Raw genomic sequence first — 17,445 nt, 5'->3', positions numbered from 1 at the left:
AGTGAACTAAGTTGTAGAAGCCACTGCCTATGAAACAATCGCTCCAGCTCAAAGTCGGTCAGCAATTGACCATGACCCCCCAGCTGCAACAGGCGATTCGTTTACTTCAGCTATCCACCCTCGATTTACAGCAAGAAATTCAGTCCGCCCTGGACTCAAACCCGCTTCTGGAAGTGGACGAGGACGGTCCGGACAACAGCGACGCCGCCGAGCGCCAGAGCGAGAACAACGCTGAAAACAACACCCTCAGCGAAACCGAGACTGCCAAGGCAAAGACGGAATCCGAGGCCACCAGCCCCGACAGCGACAGCGAATGGGCAGAGCGCAGCGATATCCCCGAGGATTTGCCGGTAGATAGTCAGTGGGACGACGTGTTCCAAAGCAGTGGCCCCGCTACTGGCAGCACCCCCGCCGACGATGGTGAGTTCAGCGCTGACTATCGCCACGGCAGTTCCGACTCGCTTCAGGATCACCTACGCTGGCAGCTCAACCTGAGCCGCCTCTCCGAGTTGGACTTACAGATTGCCGACGCCATCGTCGATGCCATCGACGAAAAAGGCCGTCTCACCATCTCCCCCGAGGACGTGGTAGATGCCATCAACCACGAAGACGTTGAGATCGAAGAGGTCACTGCCGTTCTGCACCTGGTCCAACAACTGGATCCGCCCGGAGTCGGCGGCCGAGACCTGCAGGAATGCCTGACCATACAACTGCGGCAGCTGGACCCGGAGACTCCCTTTCTCGATGAAGCCATGCTGATTGTGACCCAGTACATGGCGCAGCTGGGCAATCGGGATTACAACCAAATTATGCGCCGCTGCCGGATTAAAGAGGATCAGCTGCGGGATGTGCTGAGACTGATCCAAAGCCTCAACCCCACTCCCGGCGACAGTATTGGCAGCGACGATACCGAATACGTGGTACCCGACGTATTTGTCAGCAAAAAAGAAGGGCGTTGGTTGGTGGAACTCAACCCCGATATCGCCCCCAAAATACAGATCAACGCCCGCTACGCGGCGCTTGCCAAGCAGAGCAAAAACAGTAGCGACAACGACTACATTCGCGACAACCTGCAAGAGGCCCGATGGTTTATCAAAAGCCTGCAGAGCCGCAATGAAACTCTGATGAAAGTCGCCAGCAAAATTGTCGAATACCAACGCGGCTTCCTGGAATACGGTGAAGAAGCGATGAAGCCATTGGTGCTGCACGACATTGCCGACGCCGTGGGGATGCACGAGTCCACGATCTCACGGGTCACAACGCAAAAGTACATGCACACTCCCAGAGGCATTTTTGAGCTGAAGTACTTTTTCTCCAGCCATGTCTCCACGGATACCGGCGGCGAGTGCTCCTCCACCGCCATTCGCGCCCTAATTAAAAAGCTGATCGCTGCAGAAAACCCCCGCAAACCCCTCAGCGACAGCAAAATCACCGAGCTATTAGCCGAACAGGGTATTAAAGTGGCTCGGCGCACCATCGCAAAATATCGGGAATCACTGGTCATACCGCCCTCTAACGAGCGGAAAAGACTGGTATAGGGGCCACAGCGCTACAGCGCTGTGACCATGATAACCACGCCGTGAGGCGCCGTTTTGATATGTGTAATCAAGGAGCTAATTATGCAGATTACTGTCAGTGGTCATCATGTCGACGTTACCCCAGCACTGCGTGAATACGTCAATACCAAGTTAGCCAAATTGCAACGACACTTCGATAACATCACCAATACCGACGTCACCCTGTCGGTGGAAAAACTGGTACAAAAAGCTGAGGCCACGGTACATGTTGCCGGTGCCGACCTGTTTGCCACCTGTGAGTCGGAAGATATGTACGCCGCCATCGACAGCCTCACCGACAAGCTGGATCGGCAGTTAATCAAACACAAGGAAAAAAATCTGGGCCGCTGAGGCCCCGATCATGTCCTTTTCGGACCCACTATGAGCTTTGAATCCATTTTGTCACCAGGGCGCACCCATCAAGGTGCGTCCGTTAACAGCAAAAAACGCCTGCTGGAGCTTGTCTCCGAGCTGCTCAGCGAAGACGACTCACACCTGAGCGCCGACGAACTGTTTAACAACTTACTGGCCAGAGAAAAACTGGGCAGCACCGGCATTGGTCACGGCGTCGCCATCCCCCATTGCCGCAGTGAACACTGTCAGGTCATTACCGGTCTGTTGCTCACCCTCGATCAACCCATCGAATTCGAGTCCATCGACGACGAACCTGTGGATTTGGTGTTCGCGCTGATTGTGCCCAACGAGGCCCACGACGAGCACGTCAAAGTGCTGGGCCAACTGGCCACGGCTTTTAACGAGGCGGAATATCGCCAGGCCCTGCGCAACGCCAACAGTGACAAAGTACTCTACCAGCGAGCCACCGCCTAAGCCTAAAAACATAGCGTACACTGATCATGAAACTCATCATCCTCAGCGGCCGCTCTGGGTCGGGAAAAAGTACCGCACTCCATCAACTTGAGGACGAGGGCTTCTACGCCATTGACAATCTGCCGGTGTCGCTGCTGCCTACCCTGGTCAAAGAATTGTCCAAAAGCCCGCTGAAAGTACATCAGCAAGTCGCGGTGTGTATCGACGCCCGCAATTCAAAGGATGAACTTTCCCAGTTTCAGTCGCTGTGCCAACAGGTTCGCCACTATGCGGATCTGCGTATTATTTTTTTGGATGCTGCCGACGACAAACTCATCAAACGCTTCAGCGAAACCCGTCGCCGGCACCCACTGACCACCGACGCACAGCCCCTGGCCGATGTCATCAAACTGGAATCGGCGCTGCTGGAACCCATTGTTATCGAGTCTTCGTTGACCATAGACAGCAGCGATATGTCCGTCCACGACCTGCGTAGCACCATTCGCGACCGTATTCTGGGCGTCGACAACAGCCGACTGGCGGTGCAGCTCAAATCTTTCGGTTTTAAGCGCGCCCTACCCATTGACGCCGACCAGGTCTTCGACCTGCGCATGCTGCCCAACCCCCACTGGAATGAAGACCTGCGCCGGCTTACCGGCCGCGACGACGCGGTGCGGGATTTTCTCGATCAACAAGACGAAGTCAACGCGATGTACGACGACATCCTGCACTATTTGCAGCGTTGGCTGCCGCGCATAGAGGCCGGCAATCGCAGCTACTTCACTGTGGCCATCGGTTGCACCGGTGGCCAACATCGCTCAGTATACATGGTCGAAAGGCTGGCCCTGTCACTGCGCGATCGCTATCCCAATCTGCAAGTTCGCCACCGCGAACTTGGGTCCAGTTGAACTGGACCTAGCGTGTCTCCCTACCCCAAAAGTGAGCCGATGGTTGAGCTACATGGTTGAACAGCAACTGACAATAATAAACAAGCTGGGCCTACACGCCCGGGCTGCCTCAAAACTGGTTTCCACCGCCGCAGCGTTTGGTGCCCACGTCGAGATTGGCGTGTCGGAGAAATTTGTCGACGGCAAAAGCATTATGGCAGTAATGATGCTGGCGGCCAGTCGTGGAACTGATATCATCATCCGTTGCGAGGGCGACGACGCCGACGCGGCCCTTGAGGCGATCACCACGCTGATCAATAACCGCTTCGACGAGCCTGAATAGACCTGAATATCAAGAAGGCGGTCTGTGAACAGCCATACGCGGCGCACCGAGTTCCCTGGTTCTTGTACACAATATTTGTGGTCACGGACAATTGTTGTCCCGCGTCCTTTCTAGGATAATTTCAGCCGCGACCACCCCGACCACTGACCTGTCTGGCGATAAGGGAACGGCATGGCCCAACCTGCAGAAAAGCACCACACCGACAGCCGCCTCGAATCGCTGAACGAGGCGCTGAGTTCCGGCGGTTTTCTGCAAATCCGGCGCATGCTTAATGGCCTGCCCCCCGCCGACGCCGCCCACCTGATCGAATCCACCCCCCACACCTTACGGGGCATTCTCTGGCAGCTGGTGGATATCGAGAACGAGGGGGACATCCTTCAGCACCTGAACGATGAGGTCCAGGCGCAATTCCTGCGGCAAATGGATGCCGAGGAAGTCGCCACCATTACCGAAGGGCTGGAAGCGGATGACATCGCCGACATCCTGCAGCAGCTTCCCGACCGGGTAATCCGCGAAGTCCTCGACTCTATGGACCACCAAGACAGGGTCCGGATTGAGCACGTGCTGTCCTACGACGAGGACACCGCTGGCGGCTTGATGAACACCGACACCATTACGGTGCGGCCCAACATCACCCTGGACGTCGCCCTGCGCTACCTGCGCCGCCACGAAAGCTTGCCGGAGATGACTGATAGCTTGCTGGTGGTTAACCGCAACGATCAATTTATCGGCTTGTTATCGCTGCGCAAAATGCTGGTCTCTGACCCCAGCGTCACGGTGCGGGAAATCATGGACACCGAGGTGGAGCCCATCCAGGCCACTAAGTCTGCCCGGGAAGTCGCCAGCCTGTTCGAACGTTTCGACTGGGTATCGGCACCGGTAGTGGACGAAAACCACTACCTCCTGGGCCGGATTACCATCGATGACGTGGTAGACGTTATCCGCGAAGAGTCCGACCACTCACTAATGAGCATGGCGGGTCTCGACGAGGATGAGGACACCTTTGCCTCGGTACTGAGTACTGCGCCCCGCCGGGCCATTTGGCTGGGTATCAATCTGCTGACTGCCTTTGTCGCCTCTGGCGTCATCAATCTGTTCGAAGGCACCATCGAGAAAGTCGTCGCACTGGCCGTGCTGATGCCCATTGTTGCCAGTATGGGTGGCGTCGCCGGCACCCAAACCCTCACCGTGGTGATACGGGGTATGGCACTGGGCCACATCAGCCGCAACAACAGCCGCTGGTTGATCAACCGGGAAATGCTGGTGGGCGCCATTAACGGCCTGATCTGGGCGCTTATCGTCGCCGGGGCCGCGACCCTGTGGTTTGAAGATCCACTGATCGGCGCCATCATCGCCGCCGCCATGGTCATCAATTTAATTACTGCCGCCCTGGCCGGTGCGATATTGCCGCTGATTATGAAGTCATTGAACATCGATCCCGCCCTGGCCGGCGGTGTTGTACTCACCACGGTCACCGACGTGGTGGGCTTTATGTCCTTCCTGGGGCTAGCCACCTATTTTTACGCCTAGCGGCTGACCTTGATACAAGAGCCGACCCTGGCACACGATTAGCAATAGCGGGATACCATGTCCGAACACGACGACGAAGAACTGCTGAGTAAAACCGAGAAAAAGAAGATCATGCACGCCCTGCAACAATTGGGCGAGCAGTTGGTTGGCCTCAGTGACGCCGACCTGGCCAAGATTCCCATCGACGACGACACTTTGGCAGACGCCATCCATACCGCCCGGCGTATCAAGAGCCGGGAGGGCAAGCGCCGACAGATGCAATATATCGGCAAGCTGATGCGCAACACCGACACCAGCGATATTGAAGCGGGACTAACAGCGCTGGAACAGGGTCAAAAAGCACTGGCCCGGCAGTTTCACGAGTTAGAGGCGCTCCGAGATCAAGTTGCAGAAAAAGGCCACGATGGCGTGGAGCTGGTCATACAACGTTTCCCCGACTCCGATCGCCAGCGTTTGCGTCAGTTGGTTATTCAGATTGGCAAAGACAGCGCCGCCAACAAACCACCGGCCGCCAAGCGCAAGTTGTTTAAATACCTGCGGGAGTTGCAGGAGCTGGAGGCCGATTAATTAGTGTGAACAGGCCCTAGAACCGTCGGTGCTCCGCCACCGGCATCTGCTGGCGCAGGGCAGCCTGCTCCGCCATGTTTGCCTCGGCGCAAACCAGGCCTTTTCCCAGCGGCATTTCCGCCAGCACCGTTCCCCAGCTATCGATAATCACCGAGCCGCCGGAGGTCTGACGTCGGGGGCTGTGGACACCCCCTTGATTGGCACCGATAACCAATACCTGGTTTTCGATGGCCCGGGCCCGCAATAGTGGCAACCAGTGAGCCCAGCCGGTTTTGCGCGTAAAGGCAGCGGGCACAGCGAGGATATCCATGCCCTCAGCCAGCATCAGCCGGATCATCTCGGGAAAGCGCATGTCGTAACAGACCGCAACGCCCAAACGTCCCAGCGACGTGGGCACGGTGAACACGCTGTTACCGGGGGCGTAGCTGTCTGATTCACAATACCGCCCCTGGCCATCTCCCACCTGGGCATCAAAAAGATGTACCTTGCGATAGCAGCCGAGCTCTTTGCCCTCCTCGCTGTAAACGAAGCTACAGGCATACACCCGGCCATCCTCTGAAGGCAGCGGTATTGTGCCACCCACCACAATAATGCGGTGGCGGCGCGCCCAGCCAGCCATGGTCGCTCTAAGGCGGCCATTTTCGGCTTCCGCCGCCGCCAACTCAGCAATCGCAGTGCCGCCGGTAAACAGCGCAAAATTCTCTGGCAACACCACCAGTTTGGCACCCTGGCCAGCGGCATCGGCAATCAGCGCCGAGGCTGTGTCGAGGTTGTCGGCCAAATCTTTTCCCGACACCATCTGCACGGCGGCGACTCGCATACTTTCTCCTTCCACTGCTTTGGATTAGCCCACCCAGAAACAACTTAGCCCATCCAGAAACAACGATACTGCGGTCCATGTACCCGAACTGGCGACCAGATGCCAAACTGGGAGACAAGCTATCTTGGATGCACCTTAGGTGCGGACTCGTCCCCTTTGGACGCTGCCGGTCCGTCGTTACTGCCTGCCTTTTTACCGTCTCTGCCCTTAGGTAGCGGAACGTCAAAGATTTTGCGAAACGACAACTCCGGCTTCTGTAGGGTTCCACCCACATCGTAAACCGCGCTGGCAACGCTATCGACCTGCTCTTCAAAAATCTTGGTCACCAAATAGGCTCCCGCAGCGGCCGGCAAGCCACCGATCAGCGCCGCCACCCAGGGCAGGTTACTCCCCACCGGCAGCGTCGCTACCAAACGCATATCCGGGACTTCAGTGAGAAGGTTAATCTGCCCCGACATTTCAAAGCGGCTGGACGGCCCGTCCACCACTAAGGGCGACGCCAAGTTCAAAATACCGTCGGCAAAAGCCATATCACCGCGCATTTCGTCAAAGTGAATACCCTTACTGAAGATATCCCGAAAGTCGAACTTGAGGCGCCGGACAATATTGGCCATGTTGAATACACTCAGCACCCGCAGTGTGCCGCTGGCAGTCTCCGATGCCCGCAAGAAACGCCCATTTTCAAGGCGAAAGCCCACTTGCCCTTCAGTTTCGGCCAGCTGCCACTGCTGCGGCGCCCCCGGCCACGACAGATCCACGTCAAACTGACCCCGCTTGGACTCAATCGCACCGCCATAGCCCAGTGCCGCCAGGGTGTCGCCGATATTACCCACGGCAAACATCCCCTGAAGTTCGGTGCGAGTGGCGCCTTCGTCGCTATAGAGCCATCGCAAAACTGCGGGCTGCTCGCCGCGATCAAGCTGCACACCAAGCAGGCGACCGCGAATATTGTTGATGGTGGCTCCTGCGCTATCGGTTCGCAGAGCAAAGGCGACTTGCCCCCAGTCTTTCTCGCCCTTTTTCAAACTGGCAATGTCGATATCGGCATTGGGCAAAGCCCGGGGGTCGATAGCCTCTGCCCCCCCTTCGGTGTCGGTGTCGGTGTCGGTGTCGGTGTCGGTGTCGACCTCTTCCGATCCCTGGCTGGGCAACTGCAGGCGCTGCAGATTAACCTGGTATACGATGGCACCCTCAGCGTCGCCGCTGTCGGGAATCGCAATACTGCCATCCAGCTGCCGGGCAGATAAATCCACCCGTATGGCACCTGGCAGCCAATCGACGTCAGCATCGGCCTCGTCCAGGCTAAAACTGCCCACGCTAAGGGCATCAATGACCAAGCCCCTGACCCGTGGCACTAGGCCATCGCCCTGCCCCTGTGCAGTTGACGAGTTCGCGGCCAACAGGGACTGATAGCGGCTCAGCAGGGCCTGCCAGGGCTCCAACTTATGCCGACCGAGGTGACCGCTGACGGTAAAATAACCGCTTTCCAGAATCGGGGAATCCACATCGCCAACGCGCAAACCACCGGAGCGCACGTCGCCCTCTTGCAGATCGAGGTCGAGACGCAGGTTGTCGCCAATAGTGATGGCTACAGCACCGTCACCCAGTGGTGCCTCTAACTGTAGTCGCCGCGGGGCCTCAGCAGTTTTGGCAAAGGGGCTGGGCAAGGGCATTCCCACCCCCTGCAAGTCAGACTGAATATGGACGCCACGGTCATTGCCGGAAGTCACCAGCGACAATCGCATCTCGGCGGCACCATTAAACAGACCTAACACCGGCTGCTGCAGCCAGCGCGCAAGCTCGATCACCGGGATCCGCCCCTGTGCATCCACCCGCACAACGTCGCCACTCTGACTGATCAGGCCGCCAATGGGCTGACCAAACACGCGCGCTTTTATGGATTCACTGTTAAAGCCTTGGTCACTGCGGTAGTGCAGGCGCCCCTTAAGCTCAGTGAGTTGCAGCTTTCTGACCGGCAGCACCAGCGTGTCAAGATTCACATTGGCGTCTACATCCACCAGAGGATCGGGCTTGCCTTTCAAAGGCATGGTCATGTTGAAGTCCACCAGGGCTTGACCTCGACCACTCAATTGCCCGACAAACTTACCGCTGAGCCGATCCAGCGGCGTGGTCACAAACAGCGTTTTGACCTGATCAAAGGTCGGCGCAGCGGCGGCCTCAACGTCAAGAGTCGGCAGCCCCTGGGCATTAGCGGCCACCGCCACCACCAGATCGCTGACCTCGAGCGGGTCGCGGGTCGAGTTCAGAATTGTGGCATCACTGGCCCCGGCCCTAAGTCGACCATTATCCAGCTCAACATCCGCAGCGGCGGCCCGCAATATCGGCCAATCGCTGTGATAAGCGAGCGCCACATCCGACAACTGCAAAGACAATTGGATAGCCCGATCGGCAACGTCCTCGCCTCGAAGCGAACCACGGTAGAGGAAGCTGGCCTGCCGCGCGGTGCCGCCTTCTATCGCTTCAGATAACCACTGTCTCAGATCATCATTTAGAATCTTGGGAACAAACTGTCGGTGCCTAGTGGCCGGAACGTTTTGCCCCGACACCAGCAGAGTCATCTGGGGTGCCACTTCGGCATCCGCCACCAAGGGCAGGTCAAGCCTCAGCAGCGCTGCCAGTGGACGCTTTTCATCCCGAGCCGAGATTGGCCCGCTATAGAGCTTCAAACGCTGATCCGCAATATTCCAGCGCACTTCGCCCCGCGCCTCACCCAGCACAAAGTGCTTATCATAGAGGTCGGGAAAAGACAGCTGCAGGGACGGTGTGTCGATAATCACCATACCGCGGTTTTTACCGACCTCCAGAAAGCCATTTAGCCCCTTGGCACCAGGTGCACCCCGCCAGGGCGAGACGTCCACGTTGGCCAATTCCGCCCGCAGTTGATAGTCGGCAATACCCTGCTCGCCCTGCTGAAGCTCAACGGCAATATTGCGCACCAGCCCTGCAGGAGCCAGGGTGTCCACCACTGACTGCCACTTTTCGGCGAGATAACCGGTATCCCGCAGCAAAGACGACGACGAAACGAGGTCGAGCTGGGGGAGCAAAAAACGCCAACGGGTGGGCTCCGGGTGGCGCACGGATAGACCGGACAAGTCGACCCGCTCACCCCGCCAATTGGCGTCCAACTCCGCCATGCTGATCCGCCAAAAACCGTCTCTGTGACTGCCGGTAAAGCGCATGGCCACGTCGTCAAGCACTTCGTCAGAGCCCCATAGCGCGCCTACTGCCAACTGCTTGGAACGCAGCTCACCCAACAGCGACAGCCGCCAGCCCTCCCGCCAGGTAAACCACAGCTCGCCTTCCACCGGGCTGTCGATCAACGGCGCACTGTCACCCAACAAAGGCGATAAAGAGGAAAAACGGCTGTCTTCGGCAGCGACATAAGCCTCGGCGGTAAACTGGCTGTCACGGGGGTCTCCGTAGGCTTCCACCAGAATACTTATGCCACCCTCACCACCGGCGTTAAGCTGCGCAAAGCCGCGTCGAAAGTGGCCATCCCCTGTCAGAGAAAACTCGTCAGCACGCAGCGACGACTCGGTTCCCGAGGCATAACGCAGGTCTAATCTCAGTTTGGTAATCTCGCCGCGCCGCACTGCCAGCACCGCGTCGATAAGGGGATCGATGCCACTTTCGCCGCCGGCGCTGGTATCGAGACCGGGGATACGCCAGTGGCCGTCAGCGCCCTGCTCTGCTGCCAACTGCAGCTCACCGACCTGCAGTTCGCGAATGCGTGGGCTCAGCGTAAGCAGGCTGGAAAAGAAATCCAGCTCTACTTTCAGGCGGTCGGCACGTAGCGCTTGCTCATCACCCAAGGTCAAATTGTGGGCTACCAGTACCGGTGACAGTCCGGACCAACGCCCGTCCAATGACTCGGCGGAGATCTGAACGCCCGTGCGCAGGGAAATTTGCGACAGTAGCTCGTCCTGGTAGTTTTTAACCAGACCGATGTACTGCCTACCGAGGCTGGCATAGAGGGCAATAAGTACCAACACCACAAGGGCCAGAACCCACAGGCTCTGATACACGCGGCGAAAGGCAGTAACTAGCATCCCGGCAATCACCCCGGCTCGCTAGCCCGTAGCGCGCTGGAGTCGGTAACAACGGCCGCTATAAAAGAATGACATCAAACTGCTCCTGGGTGTACATGGCCTCCACCTGAAACTGAATACTGGCGCCGATAAACTCTTCCAGGTCGGCAACGCTGGCCGACTCCTCGTCCAGCAAGCGGTCCACCACCTCTTGAGAGGCCAGCACCATGAGGTTCTTGCTCTCGTAGGCCCGGGCTTCCCGCAGAATTTCCCGAAAGATTTCGTAACACACGGTTTCCGGTGATTTTAATGAACCCCGGCCGCTACAATATTGACAGGTTTCACAGAGCACATGTTCCAGGCTTTCCCGGGTGCGCTTGCGGGTCATTTCCACCAATCCCAGCTCCGACACGCCGGTAATGCTGGTTTTGGCGTAGTCCTTTTCCATCGCCCGCTCCAGCGCCCGCAGCACTTGGCGTCGGTGTTCGGCGTCGCGCATATCGATAAAGTCGATGATGATAATGCCGCCGAGGTTGCGCAATCGCAGCTGCCGCGCCAGAGCCGCGGCGGCCTCCAAATTGGTCTTGAAAATGGTCTCTTCCAAGTTTCTGTGGCCGACAAAGGCGCCGGTATTGACGTCGATGGTGGTCATCGCCTCAGTCTGATCGATGATCAGATAACCGCCGGATTTGAGCTCTACCTTGCGGCCCAGAGCGCGCTGAATTTCATCTTCAACACTGTAGAGATCAAAAATGGGGCGTTCGCCGGGGTAATATTCCAGGCAATCGCGAATTTCTGGCAGATAGTCTTCGGTAAACTGATCGACCCGCTGAAAGCTCTCCCGGGAATCGATGCGGATTTTTTCGAGACCGGGCCGGACCAAATCCCGCATGGTACGCATGAACAGCGGCAGATCCTCGTAGATCACCGCCGGGGCACTGTCCCGATTCATGCGCCGCTCCACGGCCATCCACAGACGCTGCAAAAATTGCACGTCGGCCATCAACTCCTCTGAGCCGGCGCCCTCAGCAGCAGTGCGCAATATAAAGCCATCGGTAATGGGGTCGTCCTCTGCCAAATCCAGCTGGGCGCGGACCGACTGCTCCAACAACTCCCGCAGTCGCTGTCGCTCTTCCTCGTCGTCAATGCGGTGGGACACGCCAATGTGGGCCGCATTGGGCATATACACCAGATAGCGGGAAGACACGGAAAGGCGAGTGCTTAGCCGTGCCCCCTTGGTGCCAATCGGGTCTTTAGTCACCTGAACGGTCAGCTGCTGCCCTTCGCGTATTTTGCTGCGAATATCGGCGTGCTCACCGTCATCACGATCCAGCACCGCAATATCCGAAGCGTGAATAAAGCTGGTGCGCTCCAGGCCGATGTCGACGAAGGCCGCCTGCATCCCCGGCAACACCCGCACCACCTTGCCCTGGTAGATGTTGCCAACAATCCCCTTGGCCCGGGTGCGCTCGATATAGACTTCCTGCAACACGCCATTTTCCACCACCGCCACACGGGTCTCGACAGGGGTGACGTTGATCAGTATTTCTTCGCTCATAGTGACATCTTATCGCAAGGCGGGTTGCAAGGAGGAAGGCAAGCCAGGACGCCGGCATTACGCAACAGGGTAATGGTCTCGTGCAAAGGCAGGCCCACCACACCGGAGTAGCTGCCGCGAATGGCCTCGACAAAGGCCGCCGCCTGGCCTTGAATGGCATAACTGCCGGCCTTATCGCGCCCTTCGCCGGCGGCAACATAAGCGGCAATCTCATTCTCTTCCAGCGAGGCAAACTGCACTTCAGTCACCACGCAGCTATGACTCTCTACGCCTCGATAGCGCAGCGCGACAGCCGACATCACCTGATGGCATCGACCACTCAGGCGCCTGAGCATCGCGGCGGCATCGGCATCATCAGCGGGTTTGCCAAGTATCGCATTGTCGATAACCACCGAGGTATCCGCCGTCAGCACCGCCGAGGACTCAGGGGCGGTCAGTGCCGCAGCTTTTTCTCGCGCCATACGCATCACGTAGTCAGCGGGGAACTCCTGATCCCGAGGGGTTTCATCAATATCGGCGGCGCGAACGCTGTAGCTCAGACCCACTTGAGACAGTAGCTCCGCCCGTCGCGGCGAGCGCGACCCAAGAATCAATGGGCAATTCAGGGTAAGGAACCCGCTCAAAACACCACCACCATGCGCTGCAGCCAGCCGATCGCCGGCCTGATAACAAACCACAGTAAACAGGTTGTCAGCGCCGGCAAAAATACCAGCCAATGGGTCTGCGTCACGCCGTTAATGTTCTGCGCCCACTGGTCCACCAAAATACGAAACAGCGCCAACAGCGCAACCAAGGCCGCCTGCTTGTGCAAGCTAAACATACGCAAACGCTGATAGGACACCAACACAATGTAGGCGATGACAGCCATCGCAAAGGCATTTTGCCCCAGCACCGCGCCGTAGAGAATGTCTTGCAACAAACCGCAGAACCAGCACGTCACCACCCCGATCTGACCGGGCAGCGCCAGTAGCCAGAAGAACATCACCAACAGCAGCCAGTCAGGTCTCGCCCAGGCCGATACGCCCTCCATCGGCACCAGCGAAAGCAACAAGGCCAGCAAAATGGTTATGCCAATCAGCCACAGGCCGTGATGCTGCTGAGAGGTGTCCATATTCACGGCGCCGCCCCAGACGACTCGTCGCTTGATTGGGCATCATCGCCGCCGGCGATGGGACTGGGCGCTTCTTGAGAGGCAACATTGCCAAATACCAACAACACGTTGCGACTGCGATCCAGCTTGGCCATTGGCCGGGCCCGGACTTCAGCAAAGGGCTTGCCCGGGTCGATGGTGACCTCGGTGACCTCACCCACCGGATAGCCCGAAGGAAAGCGACCACCCAGCCCGGAGCTGACCAGCAGGTCACCCACCCGAATATCCGTAGTAGCGGCAACATGGGCCAGCGACAGCTCGTCAATCAAACCGGTGCCCTCGGCCACCGCTCTGAGCCCGTTGCGGCTGACCCGGACCGGCAGCGCATGGGCACTGTCGGTGATCAGCAGCACCCGGCTGTGTATCTTGCCAACCTCTACCAACTGCCCCAACAGGCCATTGGCATCGATTACCGGTTGACCCACATAGGCGCCCTGGTCGGTGCCCTTGTCGACGGTCAATTTGTGCCGGCTTGGGTCGGAAGCCACCCCCACCACCTCGGCCACCACCACCGTGTCACTGAGGCGCTCTGCAGAATTCATCAGCCCGCGCAGCCGCACGTTTTCGGCGCGAAGCTCGATATATTTCTGAAGTTTGGCGTTAAGGATCAGCGCCTCGGCCCGCAGGCGCTCGTTTTCGGCAACCAGCTCCCGGCGGCTGGTCAACATGCCGCTGAATTGGTCGCCAATACGGTGGGGAACATCGAGAAGCCAGTAAAAAGGAGCGGAGACCACAGAAAGTTGGCTGCGCAGCGGCGCCATAAAGTCCAGCCGACTCCCCACCAGCACCAACACCAGCGACAGGCCGCCCAACACCAGCAATCTGCCGCCGACCGAGGGCTGTTTGGAGAATACCGGTTTAATTGCTGCGTCCTCCCGCCACCCAGGCCGTGCCTGTCTCAGGGTTGTGCCGGGTGCGTTTTATTACTCTGCTGACAGGATATCCAAATGGTGGCGATCAATCATTTCCAGGGCCTTGCCACCACCGCGCGCCACACAGGACAGCGGATCTTCGGCGATAATCACCGGCAGTGCACTCTCGTCGGCCAACAGCTGCTCGATGCCCCGCAGCAAGGCACCACCACCGGTTAAAACTATACCGGTTTCGGCAATATCTGCCGCCAATTCCGGGGGCGACTGCTCCAGCGCCCGTTTTACGCCCTGAATAATCACCTGCAGAGGCTCCTGAAGGGCCTCCAGGATTTCATCGCTGTTCAGGGTAAAGCGACGGGGGATACCCTCCGCCAGGTTGCGGCCGCGAACGTCGATCTCACGCAGCTCGCTGCCGGGATAGGCGCAGCCGATTTCCTGCTTGATGCGCTCCGCGGTGGCGTCGCCGATCAGGCTGCCATAGGTGCGGCGCACGTGGGTGACAATGGCCTCGTCAAAGCGGTCACCGCCAACCCGTACAGAGTCGGAGTACACCACGCCATTGAGGGAGATAATGGCAATCTCTGTGGTGCCACCACCGATATCCACCACCATTGAGCCGGCGGCTTCCTCGACCCGCAGTCCAGCCCCAATGGCGGCAGCCATAGGCTCCTCAATCAGCCGCACCTCTCGGGCGCCAGCGCTGAGCACGGACTCTCTGATCGCCCGGCGCTCCACCTGTGTACTCTTACAAGGTACAGAAACCAAAACTCGGGGACTGGGGCGAATAAAGCTGTTCTGATGAACCAGCTTGATAAAGTGCTGAAGCATTTTTTCGGTGACTTGAAAGTCGGCAATGACACCGTCTTTCAGGGGGCGAATGGCAGTGATGTTGCCGGGGGTCCGTCCCAACATCCGTTTTGCTTCAATGCCGACGGCTTCGATGGTTTTTTGACCATTGTGCACGCGGATGGCCACCACCGATGGCTCGTCCAACACAATGCCTTGACCGCGAACGTAAATAAGGGTGTTTGCCGTTCCCAAATCGATAGAAAGATCGTTTGAGAACATGCCACGAATACGCTTCAACATGTGCGAGTATCACCTTGTACAGCCCCTATATACCTTCATACCCCAAGGAGCGACTCCGAGGGCAATTGCCCCGAAAGCCCCGGGGCGGGCTAGGGCCGGGCTGATTGGGTCGAAACACTCGCCGCCCATCGACGCAGTGGGACCCTCAATTTAAAAACTTTGCCACTCTATCAACGGCGGGGATTCAGGGCAAGGCGCAAATATGATAAGTTTAGCGGCTTTCCTGTAGCGTATTCGCGACCTTGTGCCACATCCTTCAAGAAAGGTGTGAGGCTTGTGTTACAACGCCTGTCGACAGGCGCAGCGAATCCCACAAATCGCGACAATTCCGCAGACCAAGCGACCAGATTGTCGGACTGAAATAGCTGGCGGCGCGTTACCACAAGGCGCCTCAAAGCTTCACGTTCACGCACAAACTAGAGCAGCGCAATGAGCCTAGAACAAAACGATATTGCCAAACTGGCGCGTCTGGCCCGTATCCATATTGACGACAGCAGCGTCGAGGAGCTGCGCCAGCGCATTGGCGACATCCTCAATATGGTGGACACCATGCAGGCCGTGGACACCTCGGACATCCCGCCGATGGCCAACCCCCACGATGCGATGCAGCGCCTGCGTCCCGACGCGGTTACTGAAACCGACCAGCGCGAGCGCTTCCAAGCCATCGCCCCCCAAACCGAAGACGGCCTTTACCTGGTTCCCAAGGTCATCGATTAACCTATTCGGCTGGCCCCTGGCCAGCCAGTGAGCGAAACAACTATGCCCAACTTTACCGTCGCCGAGATTTTGCGCGGCCTGGACAGCGGCGAGTTCTCCAGTGAGGACATCACCCGCCGCTATCTTGATGCCATCGACCGCCGCGATGCTCAAATCAACAGTTTTATTACCGTCACCCCCGAGCAGGCTATAGCCCAGGCCCAGGCCGCCGATGCCGCCCGCGCCAAAGGTGAAGCTGGCGCCCTGTGCGGCCTACCCCTGGCCCACAAAGATATCTTCTGTTCCGACGGCATCCGAACCAGTTGCGCGTCCAAGATGCTGGACAACTTTATCGCCCCCTACAACGCCACAGTAGTCAACAAAATGGCTGCAGCGGGCGCAGTAACGCTGGGCAAAACCAACCTAGACGAATTTGCCATGGGCTCCTCCAACGAGACCAGTTACTACGGCCCGGTACGCAACCCCTGGAACCCCGACTGCGTCCCTGGCGGCTCCTCCGGCGGTTCCGCTGCAGCCGTGGCCGCCGGCCTGGCCCCCGCGGCGACCGGCACCGACACTGGCGGCTCGATTCGCCAACCCGCCGCTCTGTGCGGTTTGACCGGCCTCAAGCCCACCTACGGCCGAGTATCCCGCTACGGCATGATCGCCTTTGCCTCCAGCCTCGACCAGGGCGGCCCCATGGCCCGCACCGCCGAGGATTGCGCCATTTTACTGCAAGCCATGGCGGGCTTTGACCCCGCCGACAGCACCAGCATGGACCTGGCGGTGCCCGACTATCGCAGCCAACTGGACCGCGACCTAAACGGCATAAAAATAGGCCTACCCAAAGAGTATTTTGGCGAGGGACTGGACAGCGCTATCGGCGACGCCGTCCACGCCGCACTGGAGGAATACCGCAAGCTGGGCGCCGAGCTGGTGGAGATCAGCCTGCCCCACACCGAGCTGGCGGTGCCCTGCTACTACGTGATCGCCCCGGCGGAAGCATCCAGCAATCTGTCCCGCTTTGACGGGGTGCGCTATGGCTACCGCTGCGACAATCCCAAAGACCTGGACGATCTTTACACCCGAACTCGGGAAGAGGGCTTCGGCGAAGAGGTCAAGCGTCGCATTTTGGTGGGCACCTATGCGCTGTCCGCCGGCTTCTACGACGCTTACTATCGCAAAGCCCAGCAGATTCGACGGCTGATCAAGCAGGATTTTGTCGACGCATTTAAACAGGTGGATTTTATTGCCGGCCCCACCACCCCCAACCCGGCCTTTGGCCTGGGGGAAAAAGTCAGCGACCCGGTGACTATGTACCTGGAAGATATCTACACCATCGCCGTCAACCTGGCGGGCTTGCCCGCCCTGTCCATGCCCGCTGGCTTTACCGGCGGCAAACCCATTGGCCTACAGCTGATCGGTCAAGACTTTGACGAGGCCGGCCTGCTGGGCGCCGCCCACCGCTATCAACAGGTCAGCGACTGGCATACCCGCCACGCGGTGGCAGACGAGGACTAG

General features: G+C 58.5%; 16 protein-coding genes. 9 read left to right on the top strand and 7 right to left on the bottom strand.

Going from position 1 to position 17,445, the window contains the following annotated elements; all coding sequences use genetic code 11:
- Window positions 1-29: 29 nt before the first annotated feature.
- The 7 genes from I6N98_RS04055 (at window position 30) to yjgA (ending at window position 5,690) form a co-directional block, all read left to right on the top strand.
- Window positions 30-1,538, top strand: coding sequence for an RNA polymerase factor sigma-54 (locus tag I6N98_RS04055; protein WP_198570524.1), 1,509 nt, complete (start codon window positions 30-32; stop codon window positions 1,536-1,538).
- 81 nt (window positions 1,539-1,619) lie between these two features.
- The gene (gene hpf / locus I6N98_RS04050; protein ID WP_198570523.1) at window positions 1,620-1,907 is read left to right on the top strand and encodes a ribosome hibernation-promoting factor, HPF/YfiA family; all 288 of its coding nucleotides are present in this window, start codon (window positions 1,620-1,622) and stop codon (window positions 1,905-1,907) included.
- A gap of 30 nt (window positions 1,908-1,937) precedes the next feature.
- On the top strand, window positions 1,938-2,384 hold the full coding sequence (locus I6N98_RS04045; RefSeq protein ID WP_198570522.1) for a PTS sugar transporter subunit IIA: 447 nt from the start codon (window positions 1,938-1,940) through the stop codon (window positions 2,382-2,384).
- 26 nt (window positions 2,385-2,410) lie between these two features.
- Window positions 2,411-3,271 carry an RNase adapter RapZ gene (gene rapZ, locus I6N98_RS04040; protein ID WP_198570521.1) on the top strand — a complete coding sequence of 287 codons (861 nt, stop codon included), beginning with the start codon at window positions 2,411-2,413 and terminating at the stop codon, window positions 3,269-3,271.
- Between the two features lie 52 nt (window positions 3,272-3,323).
- Complete coding sequence (locus tag I6N98_RS04035) at window positions 3,324-3,593, top strand: HPr family phosphocarrier protein (RefSeq protein WP_198570520.1); 270 nt, start codon at window positions 3,324-3,326, stop codon at window positions 3,591-3,593.
- Window positions 3,594-3,764: 171 nt separating this feature from the next.
- Entirely contained in the window at window positions 3,765-5,123 is a 1,359-nt protein-coding gene (gene mgtE / locus I6N98_RS04030; RefSeq protein WP_198570519.1) for a magnesium transporter, read from the top strand.
- A 57-nt stretch (window positions 5,124-5,180) separates the two neighbouring features.
- Complete coding sequence (gene yjgA, locus I6N98_RS04025; RefSeq protein ID WP_198570518.1) at window positions 5,181-5,690, top strand: ribosome biogenesis factor YjgA; 510 nt, start codon at window positions 5,181-5,183, stop codon at window positions 5,688-5,690.
- 16 nt (window positions 5,691-5,706) lie between these two features.
- On the opposite strand, the gene I6N98_RS04020 is transcribed toward yjgA, so the two are convergent.
- The 7 genes from I6N98_RS04020 to I6N98_RS03990 all read right to left on the bottom strand — a co-directional run bounded on the left by I6N98_RS04020 (window position 5,707) and on the right by I6N98_RS03990 (window position 15,228).
- A complete protein-coding gene (locus tag I6N98_RS04020; protein WP_198570517.1) occupies window positions 5,707-6,510 on the bottom strand; it encodes a carbon-nitrogen hydrolase family protein in 804 nt (267 codons plus the stop codon).
- 119 nt (window positions 6,511-6,629) lie between these two features.
- The gene (locus tag I6N98_RS04015; protein WP_198570516.1) at window positions 6,630-10,580 is read right to left on the bottom strand and encodes a YhdP family protein; all 3,951 of its coding nucleotides are present in this window, start codon (window positions 10,578-10,580) and stop codon (window positions 6,630-6,632) included.
- 58 nt (window positions 10,581-10,638) lie between these two features.
- Window positions 10,639-12,117 carry a ribonuclease G gene (rng, locus tag I6N98_RS04010; protein WP_198570515.1) on the bottom strand — a complete coding sequence of 493 codons (1,479 nt, stop codon included), beginning with the start codon at window positions 12,115-12,117 and terminating at the stop codon, window positions 10,639-10,641.
- A complete protein-coding gene (locus I6N98_RS04005) occupies window positions 12,114-12,740 on the bottom strand; it encodes a Maf family protein (protein WP_232787455.1) in 627 nt (208 codons plus the stop codon). Before I6N98_RS04005 ends, rng begins: the two co-directional genes overlap by 4 nt.
- A complete protein-coding gene (gene mreD, locus I6N98_RS04000) occupies window positions 12,737-13,228 on the bottom strand; it encodes a rod shape-determining protein MreD (protein ID WP_232787533.1) in 492 nt (163 codons plus the stop codon). The genes I6N98_RS04005 and mreD overlap by 4 nt, the downstream gene beginning before the upstream one ends.
- Window positions 13,229-13,230: 2 nt before the next feature.
- On the bottom strand, window positions 13,231-14,130 hold the full coding sequence (gene mreC, locus I6N98_RS03995) for a rod shape-determining protein MreC (RefSeq protein ID WP_198571538.1): 900 nt from the start codon (window positions 14,128-14,130) through the stop codon (window positions 13,231-13,233).
- Between the two features lie 60 nt (window positions 14,131-14,190).
- Entirely contained in the window at window positions 14,191-15,228 is a 1,038-nt protein-coding gene (locus tag I6N98_RS03990) for a rod shape-determining protein (protein WP_198570513.1), read from the bottom strand.
- Between the two features lie 429 nt (window positions 15,229-15,657).
- Here I6N98_RS03990 and gatC point away from each other — a divergent pair, with 429 nt between their 5' ends.
- Window positions 15,658-15,945: an Asp-tRNA(Asn)/Glu-tRNA(Gln) amidotransferase subunit GatC gene (gatC, locus tag I6N98_RS03985; RefSeq protein WP_198570512.1), complete on the top strand. Its 288-nt coding sequence runs from the start codon at window positions 15,658-15,660 to the stop codon at window positions 15,943-15,945.
- 42 nt (window positions 15,946-15,987) lie between these two features.
- Complete coding sequence (gene gatA / locus I6N98_RS03980; protein ID WP_198571537.1) at window positions 15,988-17,445, top strand: Asp-tRNA(Asn)/Glu-tRNA(Gln) amidotransferase subunit GatA; 1,458 nt, start codon at window positions 15,988-15,990, stop codon at window positions 17,443-17,445.

The sequence above is a fragment of the Spongiibacter nanhainus genome (assembly GCF_016132545.1).
Classification (GTDB): Bacteria; Pseudomonadota; Gammaproteobacteria; order Pseudomonadales; family Spongiibacteraceae; genus Spongiibacter; species Spongiibacter nanhainus.
The sequence above is the reverse complement of the archived record's forward strand: the minus strand, read 5'-3'. Positions and strand labels throughout refer to the sequence as shown.

Coding starts and splice junctions, on each gene's coding strand:
- mgtE (WP_198570519.1), top strand. CDS start 3,765: ATGGCCCAACCTGCAGAAAAGCACCACACCGACAGCCGCCTCGAATCG.
- gatA (WP_198571537.1), top strand. CDS start 15,988: ATGCCCAACTTTACCGTCGCCGAGATTTTGCGCGGCCTGGACAGCGGC.
- gatC (WP_198570512.1), top strand. CDS start 15,658: ATGAGCCTAGAACAAAACGATATTGCCAAACTGGCGCGTCTGGCCCGT.
- I6N98_RS04055 (WP_198570524.1), top strand. CDS start 30: ATGAAACAATCGCTCCAGCTCAAAGTCGGTCAGCAATTGACCATGACC.
- rapZ (WP_198570521.1), top strand. CDS start 2,411: ATGAAACTCATCATCCTCAGCGGCCGCTCTGGGTCGGGAAAAAGTACC.
- I6N98_RS04035 (WP_198570520.1), top strand. CDS start 3,324: ATGGTTGAACAGCAACTGACAATAATAAACAAGCTGGGCCTACACGCC.
- I6N98_RS04015 (WP_198570516.1), bottom strand. CDS start 10,580: ATGCTAGTTACTGCCTTTCGCCGCGTGTATCAGAGCCTGTGGGTTCTG.
- I6N98_RS04020 (WP_198570517.1), bottom strand. CDS start 6,510: ATGCGAGTCGCCGCCGTGCAGATGGTGTCGGGAAAAGATTTGGCCGAC.
- yjgA (WP_198570518.1), top strand. CDS start 5,181: ATGTCCGAACACGACGACGAAGAACTGCTGAGTAAAACCGAGAAAAAG.
- mreD (WP_232787533.1), bottom strand. CDS start 13,228: ATGGACACCTCTCAGCAGCATCACGGCCTGTGGCTGATTGGCATAACC.
- I6N98_RS03990 (WP_198570513.1), bottom strand. CDS start 15,228: ATGTTGAAGCGTATTCGTGGCATGTTCTCAAACGATCTTTCTATCGAT.
- hpf (WP_198570523.1), top strand. CDS start 1,620: ATGCAGATTACTGTCAGTGGTCATCATGTCGACGTTACCCCAGCACTG.
- rng (WP_198570515.1), bottom strand. CDS start 12,117: ATGAGCGAAGAAATACTGATCAACGTCACCCCTGTCGAGACCCGTGTG.
- I6N98_RS04045 (WP_198570522.1), top strand. CDS start 1,938: ATGAGCTTTGAATCCATTTTGTCACCAGGGCGCACCCATCAAGGTGCG.